The following is a 19,182-nucleotide window of genomic DNA, read 5'->3' as shown; positions in this document are numbered from 1 at the left end:
TCTACAGCCCTACAGCCCTACAGCCCTACAGCCTTACGACTCTTACATCCAATTACGTTTACTTTTTTCCAAATTATATAAACAGTCGTCAATAATATCTCGACCGATGTTAGCATCTATATAAGGAACTTTTAACATACCAGATGCTAAAATCAATTCCACTGAACATAGATTTTTGCGTTTTAAAAACCAGCTTTGTAAAAACTTAGTTTGTTGTAATTTATATTTTTTAGCTAAGTAGTAATTGACGCCAAAGCACCCCTTACGTACATAAATATGCTCATCATCAATAGCATAGCCCCAGCGTAGATAACGACATACGATGATTGTGGTTAATATGGCTAATACCGCAGAAAAAACCATTGTTGGCCTAAAATCTTGATGGTAAAACATTAAACCAAAACCTAAACTGGCAATAGGCAAAACAATCAACAGGATATTTCTTAACAGTAATCGAATGTGCACTCGTTTGAATGCTATTTGGTTTAATTGATTGTTTGGATACAAATCGTTTATAAGAAATGTACACTCTTTGTTGGTAACCGATGGTACCAATATTTTATTACTCAACCCTCCAGGTTCAATGGATTTAAAGTTAGCATTGCTTTGCTCAAGCCTTAAATTCATTCGTCGCAAAATAACATCTAACCAGTCTTGTTGGCGTACGATCATTTGTAAGCGCGATAAGCGCATGGTGACTTCGTTTCGGGTAAACAAACCGCTTCGGCGAATGTATCTGTCGCCAACTTTGCTTAAAGTGAAATTATGAAACGCGATGATCGAGCCTAAAATAGAAAATATGGTCATTGGGATTATGATCATTAACGCCAAGGACAACGCTGTCGTGGCTATTTGCCAACCGGATTTGCCATCAAATTCAAAATACTGTTCTACATTTACCCCAAATTGCAATAACCATTGACCAAGCTTGTCACTGATATTGTCGATAAAAGGCAACAAGCCACCGACGAAAATCCATACTCTATTATTGGTTATCCCATGGATCACCAGATCATCTAAGTTACGCCTATCTAGAACTTCCTCTTTTTCAATATCAAGTGACTCTTGCCCTTCTCTTGACGCGCCCTGTTCATTTACCGGATGTTGCCTTGCATGCGCAAATAAGATTTGCTGTTTAAGCTCTATGGCAAAGTCTTTTTTTAAAGCAACCACTTTGGCTTCTTGCTTTATTGAGCCTGCGGTGTCGAGCTTCATACAAGTATAACCAAAAGGACGGTAATATAAGGGTTCGGTTAGTTCGATATTTTGAATCTTAGTAAATGGTAAGTTCAGGCTTTTCTTGGCGAACACCCCCTGTCTAATTTCCAAACTTTTATTGGTAAGGCGGTATTGAAAAAAATAAAAACTTAATCCGGCATAAACCAAGGCGAGCGCTAAAAAACCGTACAAGAAGGGTAACCAAAAATTAGGGTTTTCATTGATTTTATTGTAAAAAAGCAATAACGCGGGCGCCAAATAGACGATATTGCCAAAAACATTACGAAAAAATGCCACTAAAAAATAGGCGATGCCGATGATAGAAATGCGTTGCCATTGCTCGGTTTTACGAATACTGCTAACAGCCTTTTGAATATTCTCTGTCGACTTACCATGCGTTTCTGCATTCACATAGATGGTAGAATCAGTCGATGAGGGCTGATCTGATTTTGGGTTAATATTTTCAATATTCTTTGAAGGTTCACCGACACTCATAAACTATCCTTGTTCATTGACATCTTTGTGACTCAAAATAAATTGGCGAATATCTTCGGCGGTCTGATATTCAAGGCCTGGAATTTCAAAGGTATGTAACGCCCCTCCCGCGCTGAATACTTGCAAATTTGCTAACCCTATTTTTCGATCTATCGGTCCGCGACGCAATTCTACGTGCTGTACCCGTAAAATCGGTTGGCTAACTGTTTTCTCAAAAATTAAGCCACTGCGAAAGCTAATGTCTTGTTCGCGCAGAGCATAAGATTTTTTCAAATCGGCTAAGTACAATAAATAGGTGAACAAGATGCCCAGAGAACACAATAACCACAAAATCCAATGTAATATATTGTCGATACCCTTGGCTATAGGGATTATCGGTTGGTATAAAAGACCTAATATCGCCACGGCAATCAACAGTATGCTGATAAGATTAAGCAGTCTATTGGTCGGCGCGAACTTTTTTGACAGGGGCTGAAAATCCAGTTGTTCTATTTTGGGTAACTGACGAGTATCTATAGGCTGGTTCGAAAATTCGGTATTTGCTTGAGCTGTTTGTTGTTCTATCATAACCCTTTCCTTGGCGTAATCTAATCAACTTGTGCCAGTAACATTCCGCTTTTTATCAAAAAGTATGTAAGCGAAATTCTACCTATTTGACCGATACTTACCTAAAATCGTTTGGATATTTTTTCACTTTTATTAGCTTATCTTAATTCCATTTACATTCCCATCATAAAAAATTTCACTGAGTACCTTTAATCTCTGCATGTATGTGGCGGTGTAACACCAAATATAACCAGACGTATAGCGCCAGCCTAATCTGGCCAATTTTTATATGCGGTGATGCCCTCTTTCACAATGCTACATTCAGAATTTAGCTTAGCAGCAGAATAAGTGATTATTGGGTCTATACTTTTAGTTTGATTAAATCACTCTGCTTTTAAACTTGAAGGGATCATATTTATAATGCCAGCAACCAGTGTAAAGTCACTCACAGCGCAACAATTCAAAGAGCACGTTCAACATCATTTAAATTTTACCTCCAAAGGAGCTGTTGACCGTGCCCAACCCTCGGCGATTATGCGAGCAGTATGTTTGACCGTAAATGAGGTCATTTTTGCCAAAATGACTGAAACAGATCACTATCATCATGAACATAAAAGCCGGTCTATCAATTACTTATCGTTAGAATATTTAATGGGACGAATGCTGTCGAATAATTTACATAACTTAGGTTTGTTTGACGTGGCAGAGCAAGCGGTCACGAGCTTAGGCTATGACATAGAAGATATTTTTGAACAAGGTAGCGATCTTGCCTTAGGCAATGGCGGTTTGGGGCGTTTAGCCGCTTGCTTTCTCGACTCATTGGCCACCCTTGACTTCAATGCGATTGGCTACGGGATTCATTATGAAAATGGTTTATTTAAACAGCAATTTCATGACTGTCGACAAATAGAAACACCAGATGAATGGCGTGTTTATGGTAATGCTTGGGAAGTGTGTCGACCTGAATTAATTCAACAAGTGAAACTCTTTGGTCGGGTCGAAACCATCACTCAAGCCGATGGTAGACTTAAAAAAGAATGGCATCCAGGACAAACCATTAAAGGCGTGCCTTGGGATGTACCCATTGTGGGGTATCATTCAAAGTCGGTTAATACCTTAAGATTATGGGAGTCACGTGCATCGGCTCATTTTGACTGGTCACAATTTAATGCTGGTGATTATCAAAATGCATCCAGCGCACAGAATCGCGCCCAAGATATTTCCCGTGTTTTGTATCCCAATGATGAAACCACTGCAGGTAAAGAGTTGCGGTTTATTCAGCAATATTTTTTCTGTGCGTGCTCTATTGCCGACATTATCGTGCGGTTTAAACAGCAATTTAACGGTGATTGGCGCGAGTTTCCCAAACAGGTGGTTATACAATTAAATGATACCCACCCTACCATCGCCATATTAGAGCTCATGCGAGTGCTAATTGACGAGCAAGACTTTAGTTTTAGTGATGCTTTTGCGCTTTGTCGAAAAGTATTCGCCTACACCAACCATACGTTGTTACCCGAAGCATTAGAAAAGTGGGCGGTACATTTATTTGAAAAAGTTCTACCTCGACACCTTGAGATTTTATATTTAATTAATGCTTACTTTTTAGATCATGAAGTCGAGGCTCTTTGGCCTCAAGATGTGGGGGTTCGCCATCGTTTGTCACTCATTGAAGAAGGCCCCACAAAAATGGTACGAATGGCGCATTTGTGTGTGATTTCATCGTTTAAAGTCAATGGCGTGGCTAAACTACATTCGGACTTGGTTAAAGCAGATTTATTTCCTGAATTTGATCAGCTCTACCCTGGAAAATTAACCAATGTGACCAATGGTATTACGCCTAGACGTTGGTTAAAAGCGTGCAATCCGGCCTTGTCCAAATTAATTAACTCGAAAATAGAGGTTGATTGGGCAAAACATTTAGATGCCTTAACTGCGCTTAAAGAGTTCGCCGACGATCCACAATTTCAACAGCAGTACATGGCAATAAAACACCAAAATAAGATAAAACTGGCGCAGGAAATTAAAAAATTAATAGGCGTTGAAGTCAGTGCTGATGCCATCTTTGATGTGCAAATTAAGCGCTTACATGAATACAAACGTCAGCACTTAAATTTCTTACATATTTTAGCGTTATATCGACGTTTATTAGATAACCCTGATTACGATATCCACCCCCGGGTGTTCATCTTTGGTGCAAAAGCCGCACCAGGGTATTACCTAGCGAAGGAAATTATTTACGCAATTAATAAAGCCGCCGAAAAAATTAATAGTGATGCTCGAATAAAAGACAAAATAAAAATAGTTTTTTTGCCTAATTATCGCGTAACGCTGGCTGAGAAGATAATCCCTGCCGCCGATGTTTCAGAGCAGATTTCTACCGCAGGTAAAGAGGCATCTGGTACGGGTAATATGAAGTTAGCGCTTAATGGTGCGGCCACCTTGGGTACCCTAGATGGCGCAAATATTGAAATAGCTGAAGAAGTTGGCGCGGAAAATGTATTTATTTTTGGCCATGATGTTGATCAAATAAAACATCTGGCAAAAAATGGTTATAACCCTTGGGATTATTATAATTCGAACTCCGAAATTAAAGCGGTGTTAGATTGGTTGCAGTCAGATTATTTCACCCCAGGACGACCGGGTGAGCTATCAGCCATTCCATACAGTTTGCTCGAAGGGGGCGACCCTTATCGGGTGTTGGCGGACTTTGATGATTATTGTCGCGCCAATAACGAGCTCGATAAGGCATATAAAGATAAAGCACGATGGGCAAAAATGATGATTATAAACACGGCCAGTATGGGTAAATTTACCTCAGATCGTTCTATACAGGACTATTCTGAACACATCTGGAACTTAACCCCTAGAACTTAGGTATCGTTAGTAGACAAAGGTTAGGTGCTAAAGCTTTCTTTTTATTATCAGCAGCAAGGAGCTGGCGTAGATGCAAGATCAAATACAGGCGATAAAGAGTGCTCGTCATCATGATCCCTTTGGCTTTTTAGGGTTACATCAAAATGACGACGGTTTTTGGCAAATTAATTGCTTTTTACCGGAGGCGACTAAGGTGTTTTTACTCGATAGCCAAGGTAAAGACATTGTCGCATTAGACCAACTTGATGCCAGCGGTTTTTTCAGTCAAGTAACGTCGCATCAACACTATTTTGATTACCAACTTAAAGTGGAAAGTCATACGGGTGAACGGTGCTTTATTGACCCTTTTTCTTGCTCGACCATCTTAGGTGAAATGGATATTTATTTGTTGGCCGAAGGTAAGCACCAAACACCCTATAAAAAACTGGGCGCTCACTGTGTTAATCATGATGGCGTCGAGGGCGTATCCTTTGCTGTTTGGGCGCCTAATGCCAGCCACGTTGCAGTCGTTGGCGATTTTAATCAGTGGGATGGTCGAGTCCATCCTTTAAGGCGTCGCATTGGATGCGGGATCTGGGAAATATTCATCCCTTTTGGCTCTACCGCAAATGAACTCAAAGCTGGCTGTAATTATAAGTTTGAAATCAAAGACGGCAACGGTCATCTTCTTCCTTTAAAGGCCGATCCTTATGCCGTGCAGGCGCAGTATCGTCCTGAAACCTCTTCGGTAATAAACGCCGAACAACCCTTTCACTGGCAAGACCGCGACTGGATGGATACTCGAGTACTACGAAATTCACATAAAAGTGCGATCAGCATTTATGAATTGCATCTAGGTTCTTGGCAACGGGACCATGAGAATAATTTTTTAAACTATCGTGACATTGCCAATCGTTTGATCCCTTATGTTATTGAAATGGGCTTTACGCATGTGCAATTAATGCCAATTAGCGAGTATCCATTTGATGGTTCATGGGGATATCAACCTGTTGGACTTTTTGCCCCTACGGCGCGCTATGGTTCGCCAGAGGACTTTAAATATTTTGTCGACACATGCCATCAGGCCAACTTAGGGCTATTAATTGATTGGGTACCTGGGCATTTTCCTGTTGATCAGCATGGTCTTGCCAAATTTGATGGTACCTGTTTATACGAACATCAAGATACCCGAAAAGGCTTTCACCCAGACTGGAATACACTGATTTACAATTATGGCCGAACCGAAGTTGCCAATTTTTTGCGCGCCAGTGCTTTTCATTGGTTAGACACCTACCACGTTGATGGGGTGCGGGTTGATGCTGTCGCGTCGATGCTTTATTTGGATTACAGTCGTGAGCACGGTCAATGGGTGCCAAATGAGCACGGTGGTAATGAAAATTTAGAAGCGGTGCAATTTCTACAGCAATTTAACGCCGAGTTGTACGCAAACTACCCAGGGGCGTTTTCGGTAGCCGAAGAGTCCACCTCTTGGCCTGGCGTATCACGCCCAACTGACTCTGGTGGCTTGGGGTTTGGTTTTAAATGGAACATGGGGTGGATGAATGACACTCTAGAGTATATAAAACGTGACCCTATTTATCGTCAGCATCATCATAATGAAATTAGTTTTGGTTTGGTGTACGCTTTTGATGAAAACTTTGTTTTGCCTCTATCCCATGATGAAGTCGTGCATGGTAAAGGTTCTATCTTAGGGCGGATGCCGGGTGATGAATGGCAGCGGTTTGCTAATTTACGAGCCTATTATGGTTTTATGTGGACCCACCCAGGAAAAAAATTGTTGTTTATGGGCTGTGAATTTGCCCAAGCGAAAGAGTGGGATCATCAGCAAGGTTTGGACTGGCATCTGCTGGAATATGATAATCACCGAGGTGTACAACAGTTGGTGAAAGACTTGAACCATATTTATCGTACCTACCCCGCATTACATCAATTAGATTGCGAGCCCGGAGGCTTTCAATGGATAGATTATGAAAATGCGGCACAATCGATTTATAGTTATATACGTTTCGGTGATGCAGGCACCAATCCCATGTTGGTGGTGTGTAACTTTACTCCCACTCTGCATCATAATTTTAGAGTGGGGACGCCAAGAACAGGATTACACCGAGAAATTTTTAATTCTGATGCGGCTATTTATGGTGGCAGTGATCAAGGCAATATTCACGGTGCTTACGCCCAGTCGATCGTTTGGCAAGGGTTTGAGCAATCCATTGAAATTACCGTCCCGCCACTTGCTACGATGGTTTTTGAATTGCAAGGTTAATGTTTAATGACGGTAACTTCACCAGGTAAGCCCTATCCACTTGGCGCAACATTTGATGGTAACGGCACCAATTTTGCCATCTTTTCGGCGCATGCGAGCAAGGTTGAATTGTGTTTATTTGACGCTGACACCGAAGAAGAAATCGAACGCATTACCTTTACGGAATACACCGACGAAGTCTGGCATGCTTACATCGCAAATATAAAGCCTGGTACTTTATATGGTTATCGAGTCTATGGCCCTTATGATCCTCACCATGGCCATCGCTTTAATCCACATAAACTTTTGCTCGACCCTTATGCCAAACAACTTAACCGCAGCTTTGGCTATTCTAAAAAACATTATGGCTTTGATACGCGTGCAAGCCAGCGAGATCTGATTTTAGATACCAGTGATAACGCAGATGTCATGCCTAAGTGTGTGGTCACCGAAAAACTTGCAGGCTTAAATAGTCGCGTTGATATTGCCGATAACGAAACCATTATTTACGAAGCGCATGTAAAAGGATTCACTCAGTTAAACCCCGAGGTGCCAGTGCAAATGCGAGGCACATTTAAAGCCTTAAGCCAACCTTCGGTGATTCAATATCTACAAGATTTAGCCATCACCAGTATTGAACTGTTACCAGTACAAGCTTTTTTTGACGAATCGTTTGTTTTGGAAAAAGGTCTTAAAAATTATTGGGGCTACAACTCAATTGGCTTTTTTGCGCCCGAACCTAGATACTGCCACACCCAAGATTTAAGCGAATTTCAACAAATGGTGCAGGCTTTTCATCAGGCAGGCATTCAAGTTATTTTAGATGTGGTTTATAACCATACTGCAGAGGGCAATCATTTAGGGCCAACGTATAGTTTTAAGGGTATAGATAATAAAAGCTATTATCGCCTCGATCCTGTAGATAACCGCTTCTATCTGAATTTTTCTGGCTGTGGCAATACCTTAAACCTGGGTCACCCAAGGGTTTTACAATTGGTCATGGACAGCTTGCGCTATTGGGTTGATGTCATGGGGGTTGATGGTTTTCGTTTTGATTTAGCCACCATTTTAGGGCGCAAAGATTATTACGGTAACGACAGTTTCTTTTCGCACTCGTCTTTTTTTGCCGCTTTAAAACAAGATCCAACTCTTGCGGGCGTTAAATTAATCGCAGAACCTTGGGACATCGGAACAGATGGCTATAAATTGGGGCAATTCCCCGGTGGTTGGTCGGAATGGAATGATCGATTTCGCGATGCGGTTAGGCGCTTTTGGCGTGGTGATGAGAACATGCTCCCCGAATTAGCAAGTCGCCTCCATGGCAGTGCTGATTTATTTGAACATGGCGGACGACGTCCATTTGCCAGTATTAATTACGTAACAGCCCACGATGGCTACACCTTACATGATTTGGTTACCTATGAAAAACGTCACAATGAGGCCAATGGTGAAGGTAATCATGATGGCCATGATGGCAACTTTAGTTGCAATTATGGGGTAGAAGGTGAAACCTCTGATCCAACCATCAATCGAATACGCACGCAACAAAAGCGTAATATCTTAGCCACCTTGTTTTTATCCCAAGGTTCACCGATGCTGCTTGCCGGCGATGAGCGCAATCATTCACAACGCGGAAACAATAACGCTTATTGTCAAGACAATGAGCTCACTTGGTTCAATTGGCAAACAGAGAGCAATGAACAGGTTGAGTTTGTTAAGCAACTTATCCAGTTTCGTAAGAACCACCCTTTATTAAACCGTTTACAATATCAGCATGGCCATACCGTATCTAAAAAAACAGGTTTAAAAGATTTGAGCTGGTTTAATTGTCATGGCGAGCCGATGAACGAAAACAATTGGGTTAATCGTTCTTTAAAGTGCTTTGCTCTTTTACTCGCCGATACTGAGCATTCACCATCAAAGCAACAGGAGCATCAAGATGATGCCTTGATGATCATTTTTAATGCTCATGACCATGAATGTAAATTTCAGCTACCAGAGATAGGTGGTGATTGGAGTTTATTATTGAACACGGCTGATGACAAAGCTGAAATGACCGCAACACCAATGACAAGTACAATGCTCACCATAGACCCATATAGCTGCACAGTATACGTATACAACCAGAAATAAATCGATAACACCTAATTAAGCCGGCCGTTAAAGGTGTTTTGAATGCTTAATTGTTCGCTTTTTGAGCGAACGTTCGCTATTTTCAATAAACCTGAAAAAAACAGTTGACGGGGACGGGAAAATCCCTAAAATGCGCATCCACTTCCACGGGGTTAGGCAACAAGGTTGACAAGCCAAGTGTGAAGGGAGTTTTAAGCAAATTCTGGTTTAAAAACTTTTTCAAAAAAGATTTTAAAAACGGTTGACATTAAACTTCAGATGCGTAGAATGCGCATCCGCTTTCAACGAAAAGCAACGGCAAAAACGAATGCGATTTTTGCTCTTTAGATGAGTATTCATCTAAGTTCTTTAACAATTAGTTATCATGCAATTTGTGTGGGCACTCACATTAAGATTGATTTACAAAGCTACTAAGTATTTATACCGGTAGCACATTAACTTAATGATGATGACACACAAAATATATACATATGTTTTATGTAAAGTTTGTTTTTACTTTTCAAGTGAAAACAACCAGCAAATTCATTGAGTCGATTCTTCGGAATCAAAAAACAACTTTTTAATTGAAGAGTTTGATCATGGCTCAGATTGAACGCTGGCGGCAGGCTTAACACATGCAAGTCGAGCGGTAACATTTCTAGCTTGCTAGAAGATGACGAGCGGCGGACGGGTGAGTAATGCTTGGGAATATGCCTTGAGGTGGGGGACAACAGTTGGAAACGACTGCTAATACCGCATAATGTCTACGGACCAAAGGAGGGGATCTTCGGACCTTTCGCCTTTAGATTAGCCCAAGTGAGATTAGCTAGATGGTGGGGTAAAGGCCTACCATGGCGACGATCTCTAGCTGGTTTGAGAGGATGATCAGCCACACTGGGACTGAGACACGGCCCAGACTCCTACGGGAGGCAGCAGTGGGGAATATTGCACAATGGGGGAAACCCTGATGCAGCCATGCCGCGTGTGTGAAGAAGGCCTTCGGGTTGTAAAGCACTTTCAGCGAGGAGGAAAGGTTAGTAGCTAATATCTGCTAGCTGTGACGTTACTCGCAGAAGAAGCACCGGCTAACTCCGTGCCAGCAGCCGCGGTAATACGGAGGGTGCGAGCGTTAATCGGAATTACTGGGCGTAAAGCGTGCGTAGGCGGATTGTTAAGCGAGATGTGAAAGCCCAGGGCTCAACCTTGGAACTGCATTTCGAACTGGCTGTCTAGAGTATTGTAGAGGGTGGTGGAATTTCCAGTGTAGCGGTGAAATGCGTAGAGATTGGAAGGAACATCAGTGGCGAAGGCGGCCACCTGGACAAATACTGACGCTGAGGCACGAAAGCGTGGGGAGCAAACAGGATTAGATACCCTGGTAGTCCACGCCGTAAACGATGTCAACTAGCTGTTTGTGTCTTTAAGACGTGGGTAGCGCAGCTAACGCGATAAGTTGACCGCCTGGGGAGTACGGCCGCAAGGTTAAAACTCAAATGAATTGACGGGGGCCCGCACAAGCGGTGGAGCATGTGGTTTAATTCGATGCAACGCGAAGAACCTTACCATCCCTTGACATCCAGAGAAGTCGCTAGAGATAGCTTCGTGCCTTCGGGAGCTCTGAGACAGGTGCTGCATGGCTGTCGTCAGCTCGTGTTGTGAAATGTTGGGTTAAGTCCCGCAACGAGCGCAACCCTTATCCTTATTTGCCAGCACTTCGGGTGGGAACTTTAAGGAGACTGCCGGTGATAAACCGGAGGAAGGTGGGGACGACGTCAAGTCATCATGGCCCTTACGGGATGGGCTACACACGTGCTACAATGGCAGATACAAAGGGCAGCAAGACCGCGAGGTGGAGCGAATCCCATAAAGTCTGTCGTAGTCCGGATTGGAGTCTGCAACTCGACTCCATGAAGTCGGAATCGCTAGTAATCGTGGATCAGAATGCCGCGGTGAATACGTTCCCGGGCCTTGTACACACCGCCCGTCACACCATGGGAGTGGGTTGCAAAAGAAGTAGCTAGTTTAACCTTCGGGAGGACGGTTACCACTTTGTGATTCATGACTGGGGTGAAGTCGTAACAAGGTAACCCTAGGGGAACCTGGGGTTGGATCACCTCCTTACCTTAAGTAGACAACTTAATGAGTACGAAAGTACTGCGAGTGTTCACACAAATAGCATGATAACAATTGATGAAAACTTAAAGATAAGCACCGATGCTTATCTTTGAGTTTTCACTCACATAACTGCCGAATGTGCGCAGATATGACATCTTTAACAATTTGGAAAGCTGATATTAAACCCGGTGTTTGTATCGATAACAACGTGTCGCACGATGTTATCAAATGATATAGGCACCAAAACGAAAACACATTCCTAGTGTTTTCAAACTAATTAATAATCTTTGATTATTGATTTTTTATACTCAAGACATTCTTATTGAATGCGTGAAAATGTCAGACTTTACAACTTTCTCAGAATTAGTCCTCTGAGTTTCAGTTGTTTTACGTAAAGTAAAACTTTTTGGGGTTGTATGGTTAAGTGACTAAGCGTATGTGGTGGATGCCTTGGCAGTTAGAGGCGATGAAGGACGTGTTAATCTGCGAAAAGCTGTGTTAAGCCGATAAAAGGCGTTATAGGCACAGATGTCCGAATGGGGAAACCCACTTGTCGTAAGGCAGGTATCATTAAGTGAATACATAGCTTAATGAGGCGAACCGGGAGAACTGAAACATCTAAGTACCCCGAGGAAAAGAAATCAACCGAGATTTCCTTAGTAGCGGCGAGCGAACGGGAATTAGCCCTTAAGCGGTTTGTAAATTAGTGGAATGCTCTGGAAAGAGCAGCGATACAGGGTGATAGCCCCGTACACGAAAATAAACTTACCGTGAAATCGAGTAGGTCGGGACACGAGAAATCTTGACTGAATATGGGGGGACCATCCTCCAAGGCTAAATACTCCTAACTGACCGATAGTGAACCAGTACCGTGAGGGAAAGGCGAAAAGAACCCCTGTGAGGGGAGTGAAATAGAACCTGAAACCGCATACGTACAAGCAGTGGAAGCCTACTTGTTAGGTGACTGCGTACCTTTTGTATAATGGGTCAGCGACTTATGTTCTGTAGCAAGGTTAACCGAATAGGGGAGCCGTAGCGAAAGCGAGTGTTAACTGCGCGTTTAGTTGCAGGGCATAGACCCGAAACCCGGCGATCTACCCATGGGCAGGTTGAAGGTTGAGTAACATCAACTGGAGGACCGAACACACGTATGTTGAAAAATGCGGTGATGACCTGTGGGTCGGAGTGAAAGGCTAATCAAGCCGGGAGATAGCTGGTTCTCCCCGAAATCTATTTAGGTAGAGCCTCGGACGAATACCATTGGGGGTAGAGCACTGTTAAGGCTAGGGGGTCATCCCGACTTACCAACCCTTTGCAAACTCCGAATACCAATGAGTACTATCCGGGAGACACACTGCGGGTGCTAACGTCCGTTGTGGAAAGGGAAACAACCCAGACCGCCAGCTAAGGTCCCAAAGTCATAGTTAAGTGGGAAACGATGTGGAAAGGCATAGACAGCTAGGAGGTTGGCTTAGAAGCAGCCACCCTTTAAAGAAAGCGTAATAGCTCACTAGTCGAGTCGGTCTGCGCGGAAGATGTAACGGGGCTAAACTATGCACCGAAGCTGCGGATTTGAACTTAGGTTCAAGTGGTAGGGGAGCGTTCTGTAAGCCGTTGAAGGTGTGTTGTAAAGCATGCTGGAGGTATCAGAAGTGCGAATGCTGACATGAGTAACGATAAGGGGAGTGAAAAACTCCCCCGCCGAAAGACCAAGGTTTCCTGTCCCATGTTAATCAGGGCAGGGTAAGTCGGCCCCTAAGGCGAGGCGGAAACGCGTAGTCGATGGGAAACAGATTAATATTTCTGTACTTCTTATAATTGCGAAGGAGGGACGGAGCAGGCTAGGCAAGCATGGCGTTGGTTGTCCATGTGAAAGTATGTAGGCTGAAGAATTAGGTAAATCCGGTTCTTCTTAAGGCTGAGATACGAGACGAGATTCTACGGAATTGAAGTTGTTGATGCCCTACTTCCAGGAAAAGCTTCTAAGCATCAGATTATAAGGAACCGTACCCCAAACCGACACAGGTGGTTAGGTAGAGAATACTAAGGCGCTTGAGAGAACTCGGGTGAAGGAACTAGGCAAAATAGTACCGTAACTTCGGGAGAAGGTACGCTGACTTTGGTGATGGGACTTGCTCCTTAAGCTGAGGTCAGTCGAAGTAACCAGGTGGCTGGAACTGTTTATTAAAAACACAGCACTGTGCAAAATCGAAAGATGACGTATACGGTGTGACGCCTGCCCGGTGCCGGAAGGTTAATTGATTGGGTTAGCGCAAGCGAAGCTCATGATCGAAGCCCCGGTAAACGGCGGCCGTAACTATAACGGTCCTAAGGTAGCGAAATTCCTTGTCGGGTAAGTTCCGACCTGCACGAATGGCGTAATCATGGCCACACTGTCTCCACCCGAGACTCAGTGAAATTGAATTTGCGGTTAAGATGCCGTATACCCGCGGCTAGACGGAAAGACCCCGTGAACCTTTACTATAGCTTGACAGTGAACATTGCTCCTACATGTGTAGGATAGGTGGGAGGCTTTGAAGCAACGTCGCCAGATGTTGTGGAGCCAATCTTGAAATACCACCCTTGTATGCGTGATGTTCTAACCTAGGTCTCTTATCGAGATTGGGGACACTGTCTGGTGGGTAGTTTGACTGGGGCGGTCTCCTCCCAAAGAGTAACGGAGGAGCACGAAGGTTGGCTAAGTACGGTCGGACATCGTACGGTTAGTGCAATGGCATAAGCCAGCTTAACTGCGAGACAGACACGTCGAGCAGGTACGAAAGTAGGTCATAGTGATCCGGTGGTTCTGTATGGAAGGGCCATCGCTCAACGGATAAAAGGTACTCCGGGGATAACAGGCTGATACCGCCCAAGAGTTCATATCGACGGCGGTGTTTGGCACCTCGATGTCGGCTCATCACATCCTGGGGCTGAAGTCGGTCCCAAGGGTATGGCTGTTCGCCATTTAAAGTGGTACGCGAGCTGGGTTTAGAACGTCGTGAGACAGTTCGGTCCCTATCTGCCGTGGGCGTTTGAGAATTGAAGAGGGCTGCTCCTAGTACGAGAGGACCGGAGTGGACGAACCGCTGGTGTTCGGGTTGTCATGCCAATGGCATTGCCCGGTAGCTATGTTCGGAACTGATAACCGCTGAAAGCATCTAAGCGGGAAGCAGGCTTTGAGATGAGTTCTCACTGGGACTTTGAGTCCCCTAAAGGGTCGTCGGAGACTACGACGTTGATAGGTCAGGTGTGTAAGGGTTGCGAGGCCTTGAGCTAACTGATACTAATTGCCCGTGAGGCTTAACCATACAACACCCAAGAGGTTTTGTAGGTTTGACATGAAAAATCGTCGATATAATGCGTTCATCCATGAAGCATATCGACATTTGTACATCCATGTACTTCACGCATTAAGTAAGAATTGAGTAGCGTTTAATATTAGATTTCAAATTGTTTAACAAGTTTTTGTCTAGCGACAATAGCGTTGTGGAACCACCTGATCCCATGCCGAACTCAGAAGTGAAACGCAACAGCGCCGATGGTAGTGTGGGAGTTCCCATGTGAGAGTAGGTCATCGCTAGGCTCCTATTTCTGGAGGGGTTCCCGAGTGGCCAAAGGGATCAGACTGTAAATCTGACGGCTCAGCCTTCGGTGGTTCGAATCCACCTCCCTCCACCATCATTATAAAGCCAGCTATTTAGCTGGTTTTTTTTACTCAATAATTTACATTATTCAACCTCGATTGCGTCTAGTACTGTAATCCCCCTTTTTTAGATCAGATCTCGCTAGAGTTTTCCTTTGATCGTTGTTCATAGATTTTAGCTGGTAGCTCATTGAGTGATTCATGTGCCTGCTCATAATTGTATTCATCAATCCAACTATCGGTTATTTCTCGAACCTGCGTCAAGGATTCAAACAACAAGGATTCAAACAAATAACGGTCTAATATTTCATTTCGAGAAGTACGATTAAATCGCTCTATGACAGCATTTTGTGTTGGCTTTCCGGTTTAATGAAATCAAGCTTAACACCATGCTCTTCTGCCTAGAACTCAAGATTTTAAGATACAAATTCCGCCCCGTTATCAATACGCACTCGCTTTGGGTAGCCTCGATATGCAGCAATTCGCTCAAGTACACGAACAGCATGTGCCGAAGGTATTGTTACCCAGGCATAAATCATATTATTATTAGTTCAAAAATTCTTGTTCACTTTGTTCGGTGACTGAGATTCTCATATTAAATAACTGTTTCCATAACTGGGAAATATCAATCGATGAGAGAATCTCTTTCATCTAAAGCTTAATATAATTCCTATTCGTATTTTCATACTTTTTAATTAGCTTTCTTTTGTGACGAGGTTCTGTCTTATGAAAAGAGATAGGGGCTTTTAGGAAGCTACCGTGGCCGTTGTATGAGGTGCTGGTCTACGCCTGACAGTGCCTCTGATTACAAATAGGGCGAGTAACCCTAGACTTCAGATATTGACCACATGTATCAATGATGAGGAAAACAAGAAAAAAGCTTATCTTAGGTTCTAAAAATTGGCCGCCAATTAATAGGTTTCTTAGTCTTAACTTAGTAAACCATCATATTTGATTTACTATATTTCACCTTTCTTACTCAAAGTGGATCATTTTTAGTAAAGTAATCCACTTTATAAATTTTAATTCATTGAATTATAATACATAAGTATTTTTCAGATCGCTCTGTGTTAGCTATAAAAGTTATTAATAGGTTAGGTGATTTTATGAAGAGTTCTATATTCTTAAAGCACGCAAATGCCTTGACGACTTTAAACTACAGACTAACTTTTTTAGTCTGGTATGGTAGTACTGAAGGTAACTACTCAACTCATCACCTTTCCGAATTGCTTACAATGTCGGCACCTCTTCACATTCTTACCGAGCTTATCAACACTAGTATTGCGCCAATCAGCTAACTCATCAGAGCAATCACAGTTAACTCTAGCTCTCATTTTGGTGGTATTTCTCTCATGCTTGGCAAGTTCCTCAGGTGGCAAGCTTAACCCTACAGCTATAAAACGCTTAACTACTTCTTTTTTGGGCATCCGTTGACGTTCTGACTGTTTGATGCCTTTGCAGGCCTCACAGCCTTTATCACCCCCTCTGAGATAGCTCCATCGAGAACTATGAATCACAGGATTATCCTTATCCCCAGTCCGCTTCGTACAATCGTCACACTGCCAATACACATACCATCGCGGGCCCTTCGTCTCGTTAGGGTCAAATTCGATTCCTATGTATTTGCCTTTAATTTTAGGGTGTTGCTCAACACACTCATGTGCCTTATCCGACATTTCCTTTAGCTTAAGAAAACAATCTTTGACTTTAGTCCAGTACCTGAACTCGTCGCCAACATTTTCGGATAAAATATTATGATAAACCCTAAATGGCTCGGTATACCCGCCGCGTATGAGTTCTTTCATTCGCCTTACTACATCTATTCCTTGACCCCTCATCCCCTTTTTTTCCCGGTGGGTCATAAAAATATTCCATGTCTTGTGCTGCAATTCTTCGGTAAACTCTTTTTTATCTGAAGAGCCTCCACCGGGAATGCTGTTCAGGTTTAGGACGGCCTCATCATATTGCTGCTTTAATTCCTCGGCGTTTTCCCAAGCATTTGCTTCGGAACGCGGAACTAATCCTGTACCAAGTTCTTCTATGACTATATCCACTGAATCAAAGCCGCCATTATTAAGCAAGAACAGAATTACAGCCCTCCCTTTCTTTTTACCGCGCGCTACCGCACTCATCTCTGCTTCGTACTGATTCCACCGATCTTCTTTCACTAGAGAGGTAACTCCACAGTACACTGGCCGTTTCCAGACTCCTTCTTCTAATACCAATTTTTTTCCGATAAAACGGTAACAGATACAGAGATTGCTCTCTTTACGTCGATAAGCATACAGGCTCACTAGTGCTTCAGTATTCAGTCTCATTGGCTGACCACTTTTTAGCTTACCTTCCTTAACTAAGCGGTTGTAGGCTTTTAATAGCCGATTTCCGAAGTCTTTACTCGAACAATCAATATCGTAACGGGGATTTTCCTTCAAAGCTTTAAGAGCATCGGCTGGCTTTGTGTACACAGTGCCGTCGACATCTAGCTCATAATTTTTATTTTCCGGTTTAACATTTGGCTTTGTAGCCATCTTCAAAAGTTCTTGTTCTGTTACCGAAAGGCAAAAGTCGTCTCGATTGGATTTGTGATAGCTCTTAGAGACCCTAGGATTAAACTGATCTAAAGTGCACAAAGAGAGTTCTGAAAAATTAGATAGTATTTTCAGCACCTCAGACTGGCTGTAAGTTTCGCAGTTGACAAAATGATTTGAACTTGATACCTGCAATACAATCGGTTTCGCTTTCTTAGAGGAGATGAGGGGTTGTAACTCATCTTCATCTCGGATGTTCAACAAGTCCTTTTTTTGCAAGCCGCGCTCTTGACGTAGTGCACTGCAATTAGCCTGAAAGGTTCTTTCGGAGGCTAAGTCCTCTCTCTGCGAGTTCAACGCTTCGTAAAACTGGGTCTGTGACGGGTAGCGTACACCATCGAACATCACTGGCGATTGATCTACAGTATTGTGCGACATTGCTATACCTCTTCCATTGCGCGTAGATCATTTTTTATCAAAGCAAAAAATTCATCTAAATCACAATCACCACCGATCTCAAGAAGACTTGTAATGTATTCACGCAATTGAGAACGATTGACTTGATAAATAGATCCGGTACGGCTATGGATAATCTGCAGAGCATACGTCACGCCAGCTTTTATTCGAGCGGATTTTAAGTCTTGAAGCTTTGCTTGTGTTTCTAATTTTTCGGAAAGCTGTTGGATTTTGTTGAACGTCATATATTTGCTCCTGCTATAAGTACAGATACAAATATACAACCGCAAACGAGGCGGGTCAATGGCAATTTAACATAAATAATCTTATACCAACATACATTAGATTGCAAGGGGTATCTAGGAAAAATTGGAAAAATATTTTAAGTGCGCATTTTTACTGGGCTGTAGAAGCGTGGGGGTAGCTAATTACGAATAAAAAATTAAAGCGAAGGCAGCAGAATAATGTTCCCGCAATAACACATTACCAAGCCTTGTCAAAATTGTTGCACCTAATCAAGTTTGGGCGGGGGGATGTCACCTATTTAAAAGCTGGTGTAGATTGGATGTATCCAGCCGTTGTGATGGACTTATATTCTCACCGTATTGTCATGACAACCGACTTGGTAAGTAAGGCAATGATTAAGGCATATAACTTACGTCAACCGCCTAATAGCCTGATGTTTCATAGTGACCGAGGCTCACAATATACGAGTAACAGACTATTGTAGGTTATTTAACAGCTATGGTATTCGAGCGAGCATGGACGATGTTGGCGCGTGTTGGAATAATGCTGTGGTCGAGCGGTTCTTCGATAACATATGAAAAATGATATCAGAGCGTGTATGAGGTATTACAACGTAAAAAGGCCTCATATCGCTAACTAATATATGTCACCAATTAAATATGAAATTTATTATGCAAATTCTTTAAGAAAAGTATTCTGATTCA

The 19,182-nt window shown here is 42.9% G+C and carries 8 protein-coding genes, 1 tRNA gene, 3 rRNA genes and 1 pseudogene; 8 read left to right on the top strand and 5 right to left on the bottom strand.

Translation table 11 applies throughout. The features are described 5' to 3' along the window. Nucleotides 1–42 precede the first annotated feature (42 nt). The gene (locus ACAY00_RS14555) at nt 43–1,713 is read right to left on the bottom strand and encodes a PH domain-containing protein (protein ID WP_371375284.1); all 1,671 of its coding nucleotides are present in this window, start codon (nt 1,711–1,713) and stop codon (nt 43–45) included. A gap of 3 nt (nt 1,714–1,716) precedes the next feature. After that, nucleotides 1,717–2,280, bottom strand: a complete 564-nt coding sequence (locus ACAY00_RS14550; protein ID WP_371375282.1) for a PH domain-containing protein — start codon at nt 2,278–2,280, stop codon at nt 1,717–1,719. 399 nt (nt 2,281–2,679) lie between these two features. Here ACAY00_RS14550 and ACAY00_RS14545 point away from each other — a divergent pair, with 399 nt between their 5' ends. The 7 genes from ACAY00_RS14545 (at nt 2,680) to ACAY00_RS14515 (ending at nt 15,283) form a co-directional block, all read left to right on the top strand. Continuing rightward, nucleotides 2,680–5,136, top strand: coding sequence for a glycogen/starch/alpha-glucan phosphorylase (locus ACAY00_RS14545; protein ID WP_371375279.1), 2,457 nt, complete (start codon nt 2,680–2,682; stop codon nt 5,134–5,136). Nucleotides 5,137–5,206: 70 nt separating this feature from the next. Next, the gene (gene glgB, locus ACAY00_RS14540) at nt 5,207–7,399 is read left to right on the top strand and encodes a 1,4-alpha-glucan branching protein GlgB (protein WP_371375276.1); all 2,193 of its coding nucleotides are present in this window, start codon (nt 5,207–5,209) and stop codon (nt 7,397–7,399) included. Nucleotides 7,400–7,405: 6 nt separating this feature from the next. Next, nucleotides 7,406–9,511, top strand: coding sequence for a glycogen debranching protein GlgX (glgX, locus tag ACAY00_RS14535; RefSeq protein WP_371375273.1), 2,106 nt, complete (start codon nt 7,406–7,408; stop codon nt 9,509–9,511). A 560-nt stretch (nt 9,512–10,071) separates the two neighbouring features. Beyond that, nucleotides 10,072–11,611 (top strand): 16S ribosomal RNA (locus tag ACAY00_RS14530). 412 nt (nt 11,612–12,023) lie between these two features. Then, nucleotides 12,024–14,913 (top strand): 23S ribosomal RNA (locus tag ACAY00_RS14525). Nucleotides 14,914–15,073: 160 nt separating this feature from the next. Further along, nucleotides 15,074–15,188, top strand: a 5S ribosomal RNA gene (gene rrf, locus ACAY00_RS14520). Together the 16S, 23S and 5S rRNA genes with 1 tRNA gene alongside form the textbook arrangement of a ribosomal RNA operon. Nucleotides 15,189–15,198: 10 nt before the next feature. Beyond that, a tRNA-Tyr gene (locus tag ACAY00_RS14515) sits at nt 15,199–15,283 on the top strand. Between the two features lie 97 nt (nt 15,284–15,380). On the opposite strand, the gene ACAY00_RS14510 is transcribed toward ACAY00_RS14515, so the two are convergent. From ACAY00_RS14510 to ACAY00_RS14500, 3 genes are all read right to left on the bottom strand, one after another. Beyond that, nucleotides 15,381–15,554 carry an integrase core domain-containing protein gene (locus tag ACAY00_RS14510; protein WP_371379760.1) on the bottom strand — a complete coding sequence of 58 codons (174 nt, stop codon included), beginning with the start codon at nt 15,552–15,554 and terminating at the stop codon, nt 15,381–15,383. Between the two features lie 899 nt (nt 15,555–16,453). Next, nucleotides 16,454–18,214, bottom strand: coding sequence for a hypothetical protein (locus ACAY00_RS14505; RefSeq protein ID WP_371375270.1), 1,761 nt, complete (start codon nt 18,212–18,214; stop codon nt 16,454–16,456). A 2-nt stretch (nt 18,215–18,216) separates the two neighbouring features. Further along, nucleotides 18,217–18,477, bottom strand: a complete 261-nt coding sequence (locus ACAY00_RS14500; RefSeq protein WP_371375267.1) for a hypothetical protein — start codon at nt 18,475–18,477, stop codon at nt 18,217–18,219. Nucleotides 18,478–18,736: 259 nt separating this feature from the next. Here ACAY00_RS14500 and ACAY00_RS14495 point away from each other — a divergent pair. Continuing rightward, nucleotides 18,737–19,118: pseudogene (locus ACAY00_RS14495) on the top strand (DDE-type integrase/transposase/recombinase); the annotation flags it as partial. Nucleotides 19,119–19,182 lie beyond the last annotated feature (64 nt).

The organism is Thalassotalea sp. 273M-4, assembly GCF_041410465.1.
GTDB classification, from domain to species: Bacteria; Pseudomonadota; Gammaproteobacteria; order Enterobacterales; family Alteromonadaceae; genus Thalassotalea_A; species Thalassotalea_A aquiviva.
The sequence above is the reverse complement of the archived record's forward strand: the minus strand, read 5'-3'. Positions and strand labels throughout refer to the sequence as shown.